The sequence below is a fragment of the Streptomyces sp. NPDC088097 genome (assembly GCF_044741845.1).
GTDB lineage: Bacteria > Actinomycetota > Actinomycetes > Streptomycetales > Streptomycetaceae > Streptomyces.
This window is the reverse complement of the sequence record NZ_JBIUTJ010000002.1, coordinates 1-14,711: the sequence shown is the minus strand read 5'-3', so window position 1 is coordinate 14,711 and position 14,711 is coordinate 1. Positions and strand designations below refer to the sequence as shown.

16 protein-coding genes are annotated in these 14,711 nt (G+C 74.6%); 9 read left to right on the top strand and 7 right to left on the bottom strand.

Annotated features, from left to right (window positions below):
* Positions 1-80: 80 nt before the first annotated feature.
* Both ACIOD1_RS06150 and ACIOD1_RS06145 read right to left on the bottom strand, forming a co-directional pair.
* Positions 81-479 carry a hypothetical protein gene (locus tag ACIOD1_RS06150; protein ID WP_401900531.1) on the bottom strand — a complete coding sequence of 133 codons (399 nt, stop codon included), beginning with the start codon at positions 477-479 and terminating at the stop codon, positions 81-83.
* Positions 480-1,691: a molybdopterin-dependent oxidoreductase gene (locus tag ACIOD1_RS06145; protein WP_365619906.1), complete on the bottom strand. Its 1,212-nt coding sequence runs from the start codon at positions 1,689-1,691 to the stop codon at positions 480-482.
* 112 nt (positions 1,692-1,803) lie between these two features.
* On the opposite strand from ACIOD1_RS06145, the gene ACIOD1_RS06140 reads away from it, so the two are divergent.
* Positions 1,804-3,225, top strand: coding sequence for a glycosyltransferase family 87 protein (locus ACIOD1_RS06140; protein ID WP_401900529.1), 1,422 nt, complete (start codon positions 1,804-1,806; stop codon positions 3,223-3,225).
* On the opposite strand, the gene ACIOD1_RS06135 is transcribed toward ACIOD1_RS06140, so the two are convergent.
* The gene (locus ACIOD1_RS06135) at positions 3,198-4,046 is read right to left on the bottom strand and encodes a chitosanase (RefSeq protein ID WP_401900527.1); all 849 of its coding nucleotides are present in this window, start codon (positions 4,044-4,046) and stop codon (positions 3,198-3,200) included. The genes ACIOD1_RS06140 and ACIOD1_RS06135 overlap by 28 nt on opposite strands.
* A 221-nt stretch (positions 4,047-4,267) precedes the next feature.
* Here ACIOD1_RS06135 and ACIOD1_RS06130 point away from each other — a divergent pair, with 221 nt between their 5' ends.
* The 3 genes from ACIOD1_RS06130 (at position 4,268) to ACIOD1_RS06120 (ending at position 7,093) form a co-directional block, all read left to right on the top strand.
* Positions 4,268-4,858, top strand: coding sequence for a sigma-70 family RNA polymerase sigma factor (locus ACIOD1_RS06130; protein ID WP_401900524.1), 591 nt, complete (start codon positions 4,268-4,270; stop codon positions 4,856-4,858).
* Entirely contained in the window at positions 4,855-5,568 is a 714-nt protein-coding gene (locus ACIOD1_RS06125) for an anti-sigma factor domain-containing protein (RefSeq protein ID WP_401900521.1), read from the top strand. Before ACIOD1_RS06130 ends, ACIOD1_RS06125 begins: the two co-directional genes overlap by 4 nt.
* Positions 5,569-5,911: 343 nt before the next feature.
* Positions 5,912-7,093, top strand: coding sequence for a methyltransferase domain-containing protein (locus ACIOD1_RS06120; protein ID WP_401900519.1), 1,182 nt, complete (start codon positions 5,912-5,914; stop codon positions 7,091-7,093).
* Between the two features lie 6 nt (positions 7,094-7,099).
* Here ACIOD1_RS06120 and ACIOD1_RS06115 read toward each other — a convergent pair whose 3' ends face one another.
* From ACIOD1_RS06115 to ACIOD1_RS06105, 3 genes are all read right to left on the bottom strand, one after another.
* A complete protein-coding gene (locus tag ACIOD1_RS06115) occupies positions 7,100-7,711 on the bottom strand; it encodes a GNAT family N-acetyltransferase (RefSeq protein ID WP_401900517.1) in 612 nt (203 codons plus the stop codon).
* A 97-nt stretch (positions 7,712-7,808) separates the two neighbouring features.
* Entirely contained in the window at positions 7,809-8,891 is a 1,083-nt protein-coding gene (gene corA, locus ACIOD1_RS06110; RefSeq protein WP_401900515.1) for a magnesium/cobalt transporter CorA, read from the bottom strand.
* 123 nt (positions 8,892-9,014) lie between these two features.
* Complete coding sequence (locus ACIOD1_RS06105; RefSeq protein WP_401901372.1) at positions 9,015-9,956, bottom strand: LysR family transcriptional regulator ArgP; 942 nt, start codon at positions 9,954-9,956, stop codon at positions 9,015-9,017.
* Between the two features lie 69 nt (positions 9,957-10,025).
* On the opposite strand from ACIOD1_RS06105, the gene ACIOD1_RS06100 reads away from it, so the two are divergent.
* Positions 10,026-10,688 carry a LysE/ArgO family amino acid transporter gene (locus ACIOD1_RS06100; RefSeq protein WP_365619927.1) on the top strand — a complete coding sequence of 221 codons (663 nt, stop codon included), beginning with the start codon at positions 10,026-10,028 and terminating at the stop codon, positions 10,686-10,688.
* On the opposite strand, the gene ACIOD1_RS06095 is transcribed toward ACIOD1_RS06100, so the two are convergent.
* Positions 10,654-11,175 carry a universal stress protein gene (locus ACIOD1_RS06095; protein WP_401900512.1) on the bottom strand — a complete coding sequence of 174 codons (522 nt, stop codon included), beginning with the start codon at positions 11,173-11,175 and terminating at the stop codon, positions 10,654-10,656. The two genes, ACIOD1_RS06100 and ACIOD1_RS06095, sit on opposite strands and share 35 nt — an antisense overlap.
* A 171-nt stretch (positions 11,176-11,346) precedes the next feature.
* On the opposite strand from ACIOD1_RS06095, the gene ACIOD1_RS06090 reads away from it, so the two are divergent.
* The 4 genes from ACIOD1_RS06090 (at position 11,347) to ACIOD1_RS06075 (ending at position 14,569) form a co-directional block, all read left to right on the top strand.
* Positions 11,347-12,402 carry an NUDIX hydrolase gene (locus tag ACIOD1_RS06090; protein WP_401900510.1) on the top strand — a complete coding sequence of 352 codons (1,056 nt, stop codon included), beginning with the start codon at positions 11,347-11,349 and terminating at the stop codon, positions 12,400-12,402.
* 118 nt (positions 12,403-12,520) lie between these two features.
* Positions 12,521-13,300, top strand: coding sequence for a class I SAM-dependent methyltransferase (locus ACIOD1_RS06085; RefSeq protein ID WP_401900508.1), 780 nt, complete (start codon positions 12,521-12,523; stop codon positions 13,298-13,300).
* 85 nt (positions 13,301-13,385) lie between these two features.
* Entirely contained in the window at positions 13,386-13,856 is a 471-nt protein-coding gene (locus tag ACIOD1_RS06080; RefSeq protein ID WP_401900506.1) for a DUF6153 family protein, read from the top strand.
* Positions 13,857-13,924: 68 nt separating this feature from the next.
* Positions 13,925-14,569, top strand: a complete 645-nt coding sequence (locus ACIOD1_RS06075; RefSeq protein WP_401900503.1) for a DUF305 domain-containing protein — start codon at positions 13,925-13,927, stop codon at positions 14,567-14,569.
* The last annotated feature ends 142 nt before the right edge of the window (positions 14,570-14,711 follow it).

The window sequence follows — 14,711 nt, the reverse complement described above, 5'->3', positions numbered from 1 at the left end:
GATGGGCCGGGCAAGCCGGTCTGGTCCGGCGGCCCGGCAGGCCCGGGTGGGGTGGCCGGGCCGGCCGGGCGGACGGCGGGTCAGGGGCGCGGGCCCCGGCGGCGGTGGCGCCGGGCGAGGGCGAGGGCGGCGGTGACGACCGCCACCGCCGCGAGGACGATCAGCAGGTTCCGCCCGTACGGCAGCGGCAGGGCCGAGGGGTTGACGGGGCTGCCGGGCCGCAGCAGGGCAGGGAGCGTGACGAGCACCAGCGCGCCCCCGGTGACCAGGGCCCCGCGCAGGTGACCGCGGGCGGGGACGGCCGCCACCAGCAGGCCGGCGGCCAGGACCACGGGAGCGATGATCCCGTCGTGCAGGACGAGCGCGCCGGCGAGCCAGACCAGGACGCCGAGGGGATCGGGCACGCCCGCCACCAGACGGGCCCCGATCGCGATGGTCAGCACTCCGAGCCCGCCCAGTACGTACCGGAAGACCTTCATTCAGATCACCTCCAGCAGCGTGACCCACTTGGTCTGGAGCACCCCGGGCCGGTTGGGGGCGATGATCCGTGCCGGATAGCCGTGGTCGGGCGTGAGCACCCGGCCGTCGAGTTCCAGGGCGAGCAGGGTCAGTGGGTCCTCGGCGTACTCGCGGCCCATCTCCATGACCCGGTAGGCGCCGCTCGCCTCCAGCGAGGTGACGCGCAGTCCGGCGCCGCTCGGGGCGCCCGCGAGGGCCAGGAGATCACGGACGCGGACGCCGCTCCAGGTGGCCTGGGCGCTCCAGCCCTCCACGCAGGCGATGGGGAGCGCGGCCCGGGTCCGGGGCAGGGCGCGCAGCTCGGGCAGGGTCAGGGTGTAGGGCTTCGGCCCGCGCACTTCGAGGCGCCAGTCGCGCAGCTGGTCGGGGCCGACCCCGGCGGCGACGGCCGTCCGGTTCACGGGGAGTCCCTGCTGCCCGAGGTCGGGGTGGCGCGGGCCGAGCAGGTCCAAGGCCTTGAGCGGGGTGAAGGCCTGTCCGACCGTCGTCAGGGTGACGGCCCCGACGGCCGCCCCGACCCCGAGGAGCAGGGAGCGTCGGTCCGGGCCGTCCTCGGCGGGCAGTCGGAGGGTGCCGGGCGAGCGGCGGCTCCAATGCGCGCTGATCTCAGGGGCCTTGAGGGCGATGTGGAGGAGGATCGAGCCGATGGCCACCCAGGCGAGGGCGAAGTGGACCTCGATGAAGCCGAAGGGCCAGGGATACCACTGGACGATGTTGAGGAGTCCGGTGAACACCTCCAGGACGGCGGAGGCCACGAGGAGCGCCACCGACAGCCGTTCCAGTCCGTGGCGCAGCCCGCGCACGGGCGGCCAGGTGAAGAGCTTCGGATAGACGGTCCACAGCTTCGCGAGCAGCAGCACGATCGCGGCGATCCCGGTGGCGATGTGCAGGCCCTGGGTGAGGCGGTAGCCCCAGTAGGGGCGGCTCGGCAGGGAGTTCGCGGCCCAGGACGGCGGGTGCTGGAGATAGTGGCTGATCAGCCCCGTCACGAAGCACACGGCGAAGGCGACTCCCAGCCACCGCCCCAGGGAGGTGGCGGTGCGGGCGTCGTGCAACCGGCCCGAGAAGGTGGGCGGCCGCACCGCGGGCAGCTTCAGCCCCGCGAGGGGCCCGCGCCGCCGGTGCGGCTGTTCGGACGGTGTTCCGTCCTTGGCTGGTGGGTCGGGAGTCATGCCTCCATCTCACCCCCGGCCGGCCCCGCGCGGGGCGTCGGACACCTTACGAAACGCGGACACCGGGCCGGTCGGAGCCTCGCGGGCGGTCCGCGCTGCGAGGCTGGCGGGCATGGACCAGTCCCGCCCCCAGCGCGCGGTCGCCGTGACCGTGCTGCTCCTCGCCGCCCTGACCGCCGTGCTCGTTCCGACCGTCCGCAATCCGGGGTACTTCACCGATCCCGCGTCGTTGACCGGTTGGTACGCGGCCTCCTGGCTGCTGTTCGGCCTGGCCGCGTTGTCCTTGCGGTGGGTGCCGCTGCGGCACGTTCCCGGGCTGGTCCTCGCGGGGGCGCTGGCGGTGGCCGCCACGGGTCTGGCGGGGCCCCCGCTGACCAGTACCGATTCCTTCCGCTACGCCTGGGACGGGCGGGTGCAGAACGCCGGGATCTCCCCGTACGACCACGCCCCGGCGGATCCGGCGTTGCGGGGGTTGCGCGACGACTGGCTGTTCCCGCACACCCCCGCCTCGTGCCGGGGCCGGGACCGGGTGGTCGTGGAACCGGGCGTGTGCACCAGGATCAACCGGCCCACGGTGCACACGATCTACCCGCCGGTCGCAGAGGGCTACTTCGCGGTCGTCGACCAGGTCTCACCGGCCGGCGTGCGCCACAAGGCCCTACAGATCGGCGGGGCGCTGGCGGCGCTCGGCGTCACCGGGGCGCTGCTGGCGATCCGGCGCCGGATCGGAGCGGACGCCCGTACCGTCGCCTACTGGGCCTGGTGTCCGGCGGTGGCGGTGGAGGCGGTGAACAACGCGCACGTGGACGTGCTCGCCGTCCTGTTGTCGGTCGCGGCCCTGGGGGTGGTGACGGGCCGGCGGGTGCTGGGCGGGACGCTGTTCGGGTTGGCGATCGCGACGAAGCTGCTGCCGGCCGTGTTGCTGCCCGGCGCGTTGGCCGGTGTCCGGCGGTGGCGGGACGCGGCGGCGGTGCTGGTGCCCGCGGCGGCGGTGGTCGGGCTGAGCTACCTGCCGTACGTGTGGGCGTCCTCCTCGTCGGTGTTCGGCTACCTGGGCGGCTACGCGCAGGAGGAGGGGTACGACGATCCGGGCGCGGGCCACCGTTACGCGTTGCTGCGGCTGGTGCTGCCGGACTCCTGGTCGGTGCCGGCGGTGGCCGTGGGGATGCTCGCGGTGGTCGCGTACGTCTGGCTGCGCGGGGATCCGGAGCGGCCGTGGAGCGCGGCGCTGTTGGTGACGGGGACGGCGTTCCTGCTGACGACCCCGGGCTACTCCTGGTACGCGCTGCTGCTGATCGCCCTGGTGGCGCTGGACGGGCGCGCGGAGTGGCTGGGCGTGGCCCTGGCGGGGGCGGCGGCGTACCTGGGGTGGCGCTTCCTGGGCGGGGCGACGGTGCAGTGGGCGTACGGGCTGGCCGGCGCGGCGGTGCTCGCGGGTTGGGCGGTGCGCCGCCGCGCCGGGGCCCGGAACGGGGAGGGGATCCGTCCCGGGCCGCTCGGGGAGCGTCAGCCGATGTGGAAGGAGTCTCCGTAGACCTTCCAGTCGAGCGGGGTGTTGAGGTTGAGGTTGCCCTTCTTCAGGAAGACCCGCTGGGCGGTGTCGACCCGGCTGGTGTCGCTGTGGGCCTCCTCCTGCTTCATCGCCCAGACGCGGGCGTCGAGGAAGGCGTTGAGCCAGGTGGTCTCGTTGCCGCCCTGGGCCGGGGGCTTGGCCTTGGTCAGGGCGCGCTTGCGGATGTTGCGGAAGCTGGTGGAGTCGGTGCCGTCGCCGTGCATGACGATGGCGTCGTAGTAGGTGAACTGTCCGAGCGTGCCGACGCCGTCGGTCTTGCCCTGCTGGACGGCCGGGTTGAAGTAGACCCGGTCGCGCTCGTGGTCCTGCGCCTTCTTGAAGTCGGCGTCCTGGGCCGCCTTCGCCCAGTCCTTGGTGAAGTTCGGGTCGAGCCCGGTGTGGGAGTCGGTCCCGTCGACCTTGCGGAGGGCGGGCAGGTACTTGGCGAGCACGTTGCCGGGCTTGACCTGCGTGTAGTACTCGACGAGGTCGAGCATGTCGCCCGTGCCGGAACAGAAGCCGATGATCCCGGCCGTGTAGCCGCGCCCGTCGCCTATGTCCTCGATGTACTTGTACTGGGCCTTCCAGTCCAGCGAGGAGTTCTCGGCGCTGGAGACGATCTGCATGGCGATGTCCTTCTTCGCCGGATCGTCGAGTCCGGTGGCCGCGGCGGCCGCCTTCACGGCTGCGGAGGTCGCCGCCGGGCCGGCCAGGGCGGTGGCGTGCGCCGCGACGGGCGCGGCGAGAAGGGCGGCGCCGAGGAGCGCGCCGATGGTCAGCGTCTTGCGGTGGGGGGTGAACACAAGGCCTCCAGAGGGGGGTTGAGCCTTACCGATTCCGTTAGGAAACTTTCCTACCAGACATCTGAGGCCGGGAACACCCTTCGGAAAGAAGTCCGGAGGAGACCAATCCATCCGGGGTCCCCGCTCCGAAGTCCCTCATGACCGCCGCCGTCACCTCCCGGAGGACCCCACATGAGCCGAACGCGCCGCCGCCCCGCACCCCACGGGCCGAGGGGGACCGCGTGAGGCAGTCCGTCCCCTTCGGGGCGCCGCAGGAACGGTCCGCCGCGGCCGATCTCCCCGCCCTCATGGAGCACGTCGCCCGTGGCGACCAGGACGCCTTCGCCACCCTGTACGACGTGGTCGCGGGGCCGGTCCACGGCATCGTCGTCAAGGTCCTGCGCGACCGGGCGCAGTCCGAGGAAGTGGCCCAGGAAGTGCTCATCGAGGTCTGGAAGCAGGCCCCGCGCTACCGCCCCGACAAGGGCAGCGTCATGACCTGGGTGCTGACGATCGCGCACCGCCGGGCCGTGGACCGGGTCCGTTCCGCCCAGGCCGCGACCGCCCGCGAACAGGACACGGCGGCGCGCGAACACGCCCGCCCGTACGACGAGGTGAGCGAGCAGGTGGAGATCCGATTGGAGAGCGAGCAGGTACGGCGCTGCGTGCGCGGCCTGACCGAACTCCAGCGACAGGCCGTCAGCCTCGCCTACTACGGCGGGCTGACCTACCGCGAGGTCGCGGAGAGACTCGACACCCCGCTGCCCACGGTCAAGACACGGCTGCGCGACGGACTGATCCGGCTGCGCGACTGCATGGGGGTCACGGCATGAGCCGCACGAGAACCGACACCGAACAGCTCCACGCGCTCTCGGGCGCCTACGCCCTGGACGCGCTGGACCAGGCCGAACGGGACGCCTTCGAGCGCCACCTGGAGCGCTGCGCGCAATGCACCCAGGACGTACGGGAGTTCACGGCGACAGCCGCCCGGCTCGGCGCGGCGGCGTCCCTGCCGGCCCCGCCCGGGATGCGGGCGACGGTGCTGGCCCGGATCGACGGGGTTCGACAACTCCCGCCCCAGCGCCGGGGCATCGTGGCCCTGCGGCGCCGCGCCCTGCCCCTGGCCCTCGCCGCCTGCATGGCGGGGGTGCTCGCCGTGGGCGGCACGGCGCTGCACGAGCACCGACAGGCCCAGCGGGCGACGGCCGCCCTCCAGAACCTGACGGCGGTGCTGGCGGCCCCGGACGCCCGCACGGTGGCGGGCCGGTCGGCGGCCGGCGCCCGGGCGACGGTGGTGGTCTCGGCGGCCAGGGACCGCGCGGCCTTCGTCAGCTCCGGGCTGCCGGACGCCCCCGCCGGACGCACGTACCAGCTGTGGCTGGCCGACGGGACGGTGATGCGGCCGGCCGGGCTGGTCCGCGGGGACGGCGCCTCCGTCCTGACGGCCCCCCTCGGCCGGGCCACCGCGGTCGGGGTGACGCTGGAGCCGGAGGGCGGCTCGGCGCGGCCGACGAGCGCCCCCCTGATGCTGATGCCCCTGTGACGGCCCGGTGACGCCCCGGTGACGCCACCGCCCCTGGAGCATTGACCAGGCAGGACCGGTCCGGGCCACGGAATTCCGTGGCCCGGACCGGTCCCGTGGCACATCCGCCCCTTGGTTCACTGGCGGTACGGCCCGGGTCCGGCGCGGAGTGGGCGGCTCCGCCCCGTGCGGGATCGAGGGTGAGGGGAGTTCCCCGCGGAGGAGTTCCCCGCGCGCCGATCGCGGTGTTTCGACGCGCGGGCCCCGGATCCGGCGTGGACACACCCTGGCACATGCGGCCCCTGGCAGGGCATCCTTGCGCATATGCGGCCCGAATCGGCCGCGTGGGCTGTCATGCACAGCCGTGAACCTGAGCAAGGAGGTGCCGATGCCCCTCGTCGTGATCCGCCACGCGCCGGCGCCCGGACCGGACCCCCTGGACCCCGCCCCGGGCGGTCCGTACTCCCCGGATGGCGTCGGTTTCCCCGACCCCCGTTTCCCCGACCCCCTGGACGTGTTCGGCTCGGCCGGGTCGGAGGTCCGCCGCTGTGACCCCTGGTCGGGAGACCCCGTGCCGCCCGGGCTCATCGGCATCGAGGGCCTGGTGCTGACGGGGGACACCCCGGAGGCGTTGCCGCTGCTGCGGGAGGCCCTCGCGGCCGAGGTCCCCGTACTGGCCCTCGGGGACGCGGCGGCCCTGTTGGCGCGCGCGGCGGACGACGGGACCCGGATCGGGACCCGGGGGCCCGAAGGCACCGATCCGCTGCTCGGAGACGGAGCCGGCCCGGTCGGCGGCGCCGGGGAGACCGGCCCGGCGGGCGGGGCCGAGGCCGTTGGGGCGCTCGCGTTCCGCGTCGGCGGCAGCGCGTGGGGCCTGCCCGTACCGCTCGGGGACATCGGCGCCGCGGGGCTGCTCGGGCGGTTCGCGGAGCTGGTGGCCGGGCGGGCCGAGCACACCGCCACCCGGACGTTCTTCACTCCGCGCGCCGAGGCCTGGGAGGAGCGGTTCGCCTACCAGACCCCGGCCTACGAGGCGGCCGTGGCCCGGATGCGGTTGGCGCCGGGCCAGACCGCGCTGGACCTCGGCTGCGGCAGCGGTCGCGCCATGCCCGCGCTGCGGGAGCGGGTCGGGGCGAGCGGCACGGTGCTCGGCATCGATCTGACCCCGGCCATGCTCACGGCCGCCGCCCGGGTGGGCCGGGAGGGGCCGGGCCGGCTGCTGCTGCTGGCCGATTGCACGCGCCTGCCGCTGGCCTCGGGGACGGTGCACGGCATCTTCGCCGCCGGGCTGCTGGACCACCTCCCCCAGCCCCGCACGGCCCTCGCCGAATGGGCCCGCGTGTGCGCGACCGGTGGGGAGCTGCTCGTCTTCCACCCCTCGGGCCGGGCCGAACGCGCCGCCCGGCACGGCCGCCCGCTCAGCCCCGACGACCCCCTCGCCGCGCCGAACCTCGCCCCGGCCCTCGAAGCGACGGGCTGGCACCTGGCGGAGTACGAGGACGCCCCGTCCCATTTCGTGTGCCGCGCCCACCGCCTGCCGGCGTAAGGCGGCCTACGCGGGGCCGGCGGCCAGGCGGGCGGTCAACGCGCTCTTGGCGGCGGGCCATTCGGGGCGGGTGAGGGCGTAGAGGACGGTGTCGCGGACGTGACCGTCGGGCATCACCATGTGCGCCCGCATGACGCCCTCCTCCGTCGCGCCGAGCCGGGCTATCGCGGCGCGCGAGGCACTGTTGCGCAGGTCGGTGAGCAGCTCGACCCGGTTCACGCCGAGGTCCTCGAAGGCGTGGGTGAGCATCAACAGTTTGGCCTCGACGTTGATCCCGGTCCGCTGCCGGGACCGGCCGATGAAGGTCCAGCCGATCTCCAACCGCCGGTGCTCCGTGTTGATCATCATCAGACGGGTGGAGCCCACGATCCGACCCGTGGCCAGGTCGACGGTGGCGTACGGGCGCGCCGTGCCCGCCTCTCGGGCCTCGATGCCCGCCGCGATGAACTCGCGTACGTCGTCCGGGTGCGGGACCATCGTCACCGCGAGTTCCCACAGCTTCCCGTCACGGACGGCCTCGCACAGTCCGTCGTGGTGCCGGTGGTCGAGGGGCTCCAACCGCACCCGCCGACCTCCGAGTTCCCCACCGACCGACTCCGCCACCGCTGTCTGCCCCATACCGCTGCTCCGTTCCACGCTGCCGATCCTTCGGTGGCGGACGCTACCGGGGCTCGGGCCCGGGCGGCCACCGGGATTCCCGACGCGCGGGACGCCCTCAGAGCCAGCCGTTGCGGCGAAAGCCCCGATGGACGACGAAGCAGGCCACGGCCATGACACCGACGATGAGGGGGTAGCCGTACGTCCAGTGCAGTTCGGGCATGTTGTCGAAGTTCATGCCGTAGACCCCGCAGACCATCGTCGGAATGGCGACGATCGCCGCCCAGGCCGTGATCTTGCGCATGTCCTCGTTCTGCGCGACCGTCACCTGCGCCAGGTGGGCCTGGAGGACGGAGTCGAGGAGCCCGTCGTAGGCGTTGATCTGCTCGGTGGCGCGCGCGAGGTGGTCGGCGACGTCGCGGAAGTAGGCGCGGGCCTCCGCCGGGATGACCGCTATCGGTTGGGTGGCCAGGTGTTGCAGGGGACGGCTCAACGGGGCCACCGCGCGCCGCAGTTCGAGGAGTTCGCGCTTGAGTTGGTAGATGCGGCCCGCGTCACCGCGGTTGCCGCCCTCGCTGAACACGGCCGTCTCCACCGCGTCCATGTCGTTCTGCACGGCGTCCGTGACGGCGACGTAGTCGTCGACCACGTGGTCCGCCATCGCGTGCAGCACGGCCGCGGGCCCCTTGGCCAGTTGCTCCGGCTGCTCCTCCAGCGCCTCGCGGACCGGGCCGAGGGTGCCCCGGCCGCCGTGCCGGATGGTGATCACGAAGTCGCCGCCGACGAAGGCCATCAGCTCCCCCGTCTCGACCACCTCGCTGGTCGCCGTCAGCTCCTCGTGCTCGACGTAGCGGACGGTCTTGAAGACGGCGAAGAGGGTGTCGTCGTAGCGCTCCACCTTGGGACGCTGGTGGGCGTTGACGGCGTCCTCGACGGCGAGGGGGTGCAGGCCGAACAGCTCGGCGAGCCCGGCCAGTTCCCCCTTCGAGGGCTCGTGCAGTCCGATCCAGACGAAGCCCTCGCCCGACTTGCGGACCCGGCGCAGGGCCTCTCCGACCTGCGCGCAGTCCTCCTGGCGGACGCCGTCGCGGTAGACGAGGCAGTTGACGACCGCGCTGCCGAGGGGGGAGCGGGCGGGGTGGCTGAGGTCGACGGCCTGGCGGTAGCCGCGGCGCACGGCCCGGCGCAGGTTGCTGAACATGGACAAGGACGTACTCCCCTTCGGCGGATCAGCGGCCAGTCTGCCACCGCCTCGCCGACCCTCCGCCACGGCCGCCCCGCTCCGCCACGGCCACCGCGCCCACCAGGGAGCACGGGACAGCCCTCAGTCCCCCCGCACCGCGCCGCCCGGGGCCGAGTCCGGGGCGAGGAGGGCTTCGCGGGCGGCTTCGGCGACCGCCCCCGCGACCCGTGCCAGCGCGGGCGAGTCCAGCTTCCACTGCTGCCAGTACAGCCGTACGTCCAGCGGCCGGCCCGCCCCCACCGGCACCACCGCCCCGGCCCGCAGCAGCGGCTCCGCCTGCGCCTCGGGCACCAGGCCCCAGCCGAGCCCGGCGGCGACGGCGTCCCGGAAGCCCTCCGAGGTCGGCATCCGGTGGCGGGCGGGGGACGCCGCGGCGCCGGGCCCGGCCAGGGCCCGTACGTAGGCGTCCTGGAGGTCGTCGCGCCGGTCGAAGGTGATCACGGGGGCCTCCCGGAGGAACCGGTCCGGCGCTCCGGCGAGGTACCGGGCCGCGAAGGCCGGGTTCGCCACGGGCAGGTACCGGGCCAGGCCCAGCGCGCGCACCGTGCACCCCGCCACCGGGACCGGGGAGGAGGTGACGGCGGCCATCACCCGCCCCTCGCGGAGCAGGGCCGTCGTGTGGCCCTCGTCCTCGCGGTACAGCTCGAAGCAGACCTGCGGCTCCTGCGGTACGCGGGTCAGCGCGGGCAGGAACCAGGTCGCGAGGGAGTCCGCGTTGACGGCGATCGGCAGCCGCACCGGGCCGGCCGCGCCCTCCGCCGTGTCCATGCCCAGCTCGGCCCGGGCGTCCCGCTCCAGCCGGGCCAATTGACGGCCGAAGCGGACGAGCACCTCCCCCGACTCGGTGGGCCGTACCGGCTTGGACCGCATCAGCAGGACCCGTCCGGTCCGCTGTTCGAGGGCCTTCACGCGCTGGCTGACGGCGGAGGGCGTCACGTGCAGGGCCGCGGCGGCCGCGTCGAAGGTGCCCTCGTCCACGACGGCGAGCAGGGTCCGCACCTGTTCGGGCGGGAGGTCTTCCATCACGAGCGCTAATGGTACGTAAAAATCTTTAGCTGTACTGATCCCTGCCGTCTCCTTACGGTCGAAGACATGACACACGGCACCCACGACATCGGCGCCATCGCGGCGGCCGCGCTGGCCGGCTTCGGCACCGGCCTCTCCCTCATCGTCGCCATCGGCGCCCAGAACGCCTTCGTCCTGCGCCAGGGAGCGCGCCGCCACGCCGTCCTCGCCGTGGTCGCCATCTGCGCCGTGTCGGACGCGGTGCTCATCTGCGTCGGCGTGGCCGGGGTCGGCGCGTTCGTCACCGCCTGGCCGGCCGCCCTGACCGCGGTCGCGATCGCCGGCGGCTGTTTCCTGGTCTCCTACGGGGTCCTCGCCGCGCGCCGGGTGCTCCGGCCGGCCCCGGGCGCGGCACTGACCGCCGAGGGGGCCACCGGCCCCGGACGCGGCCTCGCCGGCGGTTCGGTCCGTGCGGCGGTGCTGACCTGCCTGGCCATGACCTGGCTGAACCCGCACGTCTACCTGGACACCGTCCTGCTGGTGGGCTCCCTCGCCGCCGATCGGGGCGACCTGCGCTGGGCCTTCGGCTGCGGCGCGGTCCTGGCCAGCGTCGTCTGGTTCGGCGCGCTGGGCTACGGGGCGCGGCTGCTGAGCGGCCCGCTCGCGCGACCGGGAGCCTGGCGGGTGCTGGACGGGCTGGTCGCCGCGACGATGGTCACGATGGGCGGGATGCTCCTCGTACGGGCCTGAAGTCCTCCGGGGTGGCCCGGCGGAGCCTGCGCACCTCGCGCGGGTCCGGCGGGAGCGTCGGGACCGTCAGCACCGGGCAGACGGCCCGCCCGCGCAGCCCGCGCCCCACCCGGCCGCCCCGCCCGAACCGGCGGGGTCGCGGTCGGGCCCCGACGACGAGCAGGTCGCCGGGCTGGGCCGCGACCGCGCACAAGGCCCGCACCGCGTCGTCACGGACCACCAGCCGTGTCGGCGTCAGCCCCGGCGGCGTCCCGCCGAAAGCCTGCTCGAAGGCCCGGTCCAGGGTGCGCCGCGCCTCGACCTCCCACACGGCCGCCCAGGCCCGGTCGGGGCTGCGCGCGTACATCCCCTCTCCCTCCGGCGGGGCCCAGGCCGTCACGGCCACCAGCTCCCGCCCCGCGAGCCGGGCCTCGCGGGCACCGGCGCGCAGTGCGGCGAGGCTCCCGAGGGAACCGCTCACCCCGACCACCACCCGGCCCTCGGCCATGACGTTCTCCCTCCACGGCGCACGGCCACGGCGGGCCGGCGTACGACCCCTCCAGTCTGCTTCCGGGGCGACCGCGTCAGGAGGGCCAATCCCGGACCTCTGGCCTGCCGGCATCCGCGGGGCGTGGTACTGATTCCGGTACCCCTCCCCCGACCCACAGGAGCCGCCACCGTGTCGGACCGCCCGTCGCCCGAGGCCGTGCGCGCCCACTTCGCCGCCCGACCCGCCCCGCTCGTCGCCGCGACCGGGGTCGTCCTCGACCACCGCGGGCGGGTCCTCGTCCTGACCACCTCCGGCCAGGACGACCCGGAGCTTCCGTGCGGCACGGTCGAGGACACGGAGACCCCGGAGACGGGGCTGGCCCGAGCGCTCGCGGAGGAGTTGGACCTGAGGGTCCCCGTCGGCCGGCTCCTGGCCGTCGACTCCTGCCCGCCGGGCGCGCTCGGGCGCTCCCTCGTGATCCACCTCCACCTGGTGGGGCCGCTGACGGCCGACGAGGCGGAGGACGTCTCCTTCGCGGACGGGGAGGGCGGCGGGGTGCACTGGCTCAGCCCGGACGACGCGGCCGAGCGGCTGCCCGAGCGGCTCGCGCCGCGACTGCGCGCCGCCCTCGCCGCCCTGCGCACCGGCTCCTTCGCGCACCTGGTGGCCGGTGTTCCCCAGCCCGGCTCCCCCGCCGGTCTGGACCCGGCCGACCGGGCGGCCCTGGAGCGCGCGGGAACCTACGACGCCGCCTCCCACCGGGCCGCCCGCCCCAAGGCGCTCACCGCCGCGAACGTGGTGTTCACCGACGAGGACGGCGCGGTCCTGCTCGTGCAGCCCGGCTACGGCGAGCCGGACCGCTGGCTGCTCCCCGGCGGCGGCGTCGACAGCGACCTCGGCGAGACGCCGCGGGAGGCGGCGGCCCGCGAGGTCCGCGAGGAGATCGGCCTGGAGCGCGATCCCGGCCGCCTCCTCGCCGTCAACTGGTCCCACCGGCCCGGCCACCCGGCCCGGATCCGCTTCCTCTACGACGGCGGGGTGCTCGACCCGGCCGCCCTCGCCCGCATCCGGCTGCCGCGGCACGAGCTGCTGCGCTGGAGCACCGTTCGACCTGCCGAACTGCGCGGACTGGTCTCGCCGGTGCTGCGCCGCCAGATCGAGTCCTGCCTGGCGGCGCGCGCCGAGGGCGAGGGGCCCCTCGAACTCCACGAGGGGCGCCCGGTGAAGCCCCACCGGGGGGCGTAAGGGACAAACATCTGCAAGCCAATTGGGCTATTCCGAGAAGAAATTGGCACCCTGTTGCTCTCATCTGCCTCGCAGATGCAGGATGTTGAGGACGCGGACCGATCTGGCGAGGTGGATCATGAACGAGCGCACGACGGACGGCAGTGCGGGGGACGTCGACTACGGTCGCATCGGCTCGACCTCCTTCGGATACCGGCGACCGGACCCCCGGATCGCCCGCGCCATCGCCGCGGCCCTGGGCGACGCCCGCTCGGTCCTCAACGTCGGAGCGGGCTGCGGGTCGTACGAGTCGGTGGCCCGTTCCGTCACGGCGGTCGAGCCCTCGCGCTCCATGCGCGACCGGCGACCGGCCGGCCCGGCGCCGGCGGTGGACGCCGTCGCGGAGGACCTGCCCTTCGGGGACGGGGAGTTCGAGGCGGCCATGACCCTGTTCAGCGTGCACGAGTGGAACGACGTCAAGGCGGGACTGCGCGAGGTGCGGCGCGTGACGCGCGGCCCGATCGTCATCCTGACCTGCGATCCGCAGCTGGTCCGCGATTTCTGGCTGTACGAGTACGCGCCCGAGGTCCTGGACGTCGAGGCCCGTCGCCATCCGGCGATCGAGGACATGGCCACCGCGCTCGGGGGCACCGGGAGCGTGGAGTCCCTACCCGTCCCGCTCGACTGCACGGACGGATTCAACGAGGCCTACTACGGCCGCCCCGAGATGCTCCTCGACCCGGCCTCCCGCGCGGACTGCGCGGCGTGGGGCTTCGTGGACGACGCGGTGCGGGGCCGCTTCACCACCGCCCTTTCCCGCGACCTGGAGTCCGGCGCGTGGGACGAACGCCACGGCCACCTGCGCACCCGGCCCACGTACGAGGGCTCCCTGGTCCTCCTGCGCGCCGTCCCCCTCTGAGCAGCGAGGGGACCTCCCGCCCTCGGCGCGCGCATACCCCCTACCCCTTTGGAGTATCCCGCCCACGTCGCCTACGATGCCCGGCATGAGGACGGCGACGGGTCTGACGGGACCGGCGGGGCGGGTGGCGCCATCGCCCGGCCCTTCCGCGCGCCGCCCCGCCCTCCTCCTCTGCGTCCTCGCCGTGCTCACCGGCATCCTGGCCATGCACGGGCTCACCTCGACGCCCGCTCCCCCGCCCACCGCGCACACCACGCACACCGTCCGGGCCGACCACAGCGTCCGGGCCGATCACACCGTCCGGGCCGACCACGCCGCCATGGCCGCCGATCCGGGCGGTTGCGCGGACGAGGGCCCCGGCGACGGTCACGGCCGGCACGCGGACCCCACCTGCGCGGCGGCCGGCACGAGCGGCGCCCCGATCCTGGCCGCTCCGGCGGCAGCCCCGGACACCGCGCCGGCCTCGGCGGCCCCCTCGTGGCAAGCGGCGCCCCCGGCGACGGCGTGCGGACGCGCGCCCCCCTCCCTGAGCGAACTGCAACTCCTGCGCGTATAGGCCGGCTTCGGCGTTCCCGCCGACGAGCCGACCCCCGTACCTTCGTACAGCACAGGAGCAGTACCGCCATGACCAAGACCACCCGCACCACCCGCACCACCCGACTGGCCGTCGCGACGGCCGCCGGCCTCCTCCTCCTCGCCGCCTGCGGTTCCGGGACCTCCGACAACCCTTCCGACGGCTCCGCGCACGGTTCCCACCAGGCCGCGGGCGCCACGCCCACCGCGAAGAGCACCACCACCCCCACGGGCGGCGCCAACGCGGCGGACACCGCCTTCGCGCAGGGGATGGTCCCGCACCACCGTCAGGCCATCGAGATGGCCTCCCTCGCCCCGACCCGGGCCGAATCGGCCGAGGTCAAGGCGCTGGCCGAGGAGATCAAGAAGGCCCAGGACCCCGAGATCGCCACCCTGTCGGGTTGGCTGACCTCCTGGGGGCAGCAGGTCCCCGCGGCGGACTCCGGACACGAGGGGCACGACATGTCCTCGATGATGAGCTCCGCGGAGATGGACCTGCTGGCCAAGGCCTCGGGCAAGGCCTTCGACACCGAGTTCCTCCGCCTGATGGTGAAGCACCACGAGGGCGCGGTCGCCATGGCCCGGACGGAGCGGACCGAGGGCGCCCACCAGCCGGCCAAGGACATGGCCGACGCCATCATCCGCTCCCAGGGCGCGGAGATCAGCCGCATGAACGCCCTCCTCGCGAAGAACTGACGCCGACGCGGCCGGGCGGGCCCCCCCCCGGGGCGGGGGGGGGGCCGGCGGGGGGGGGCCCGGGGGCCGCCGGGGCCCACTGAAACCGGGGGGGGTCGCCCCCCATGGCGGGGCAGACCGGGGCTGCCACCCACGCGAGAGA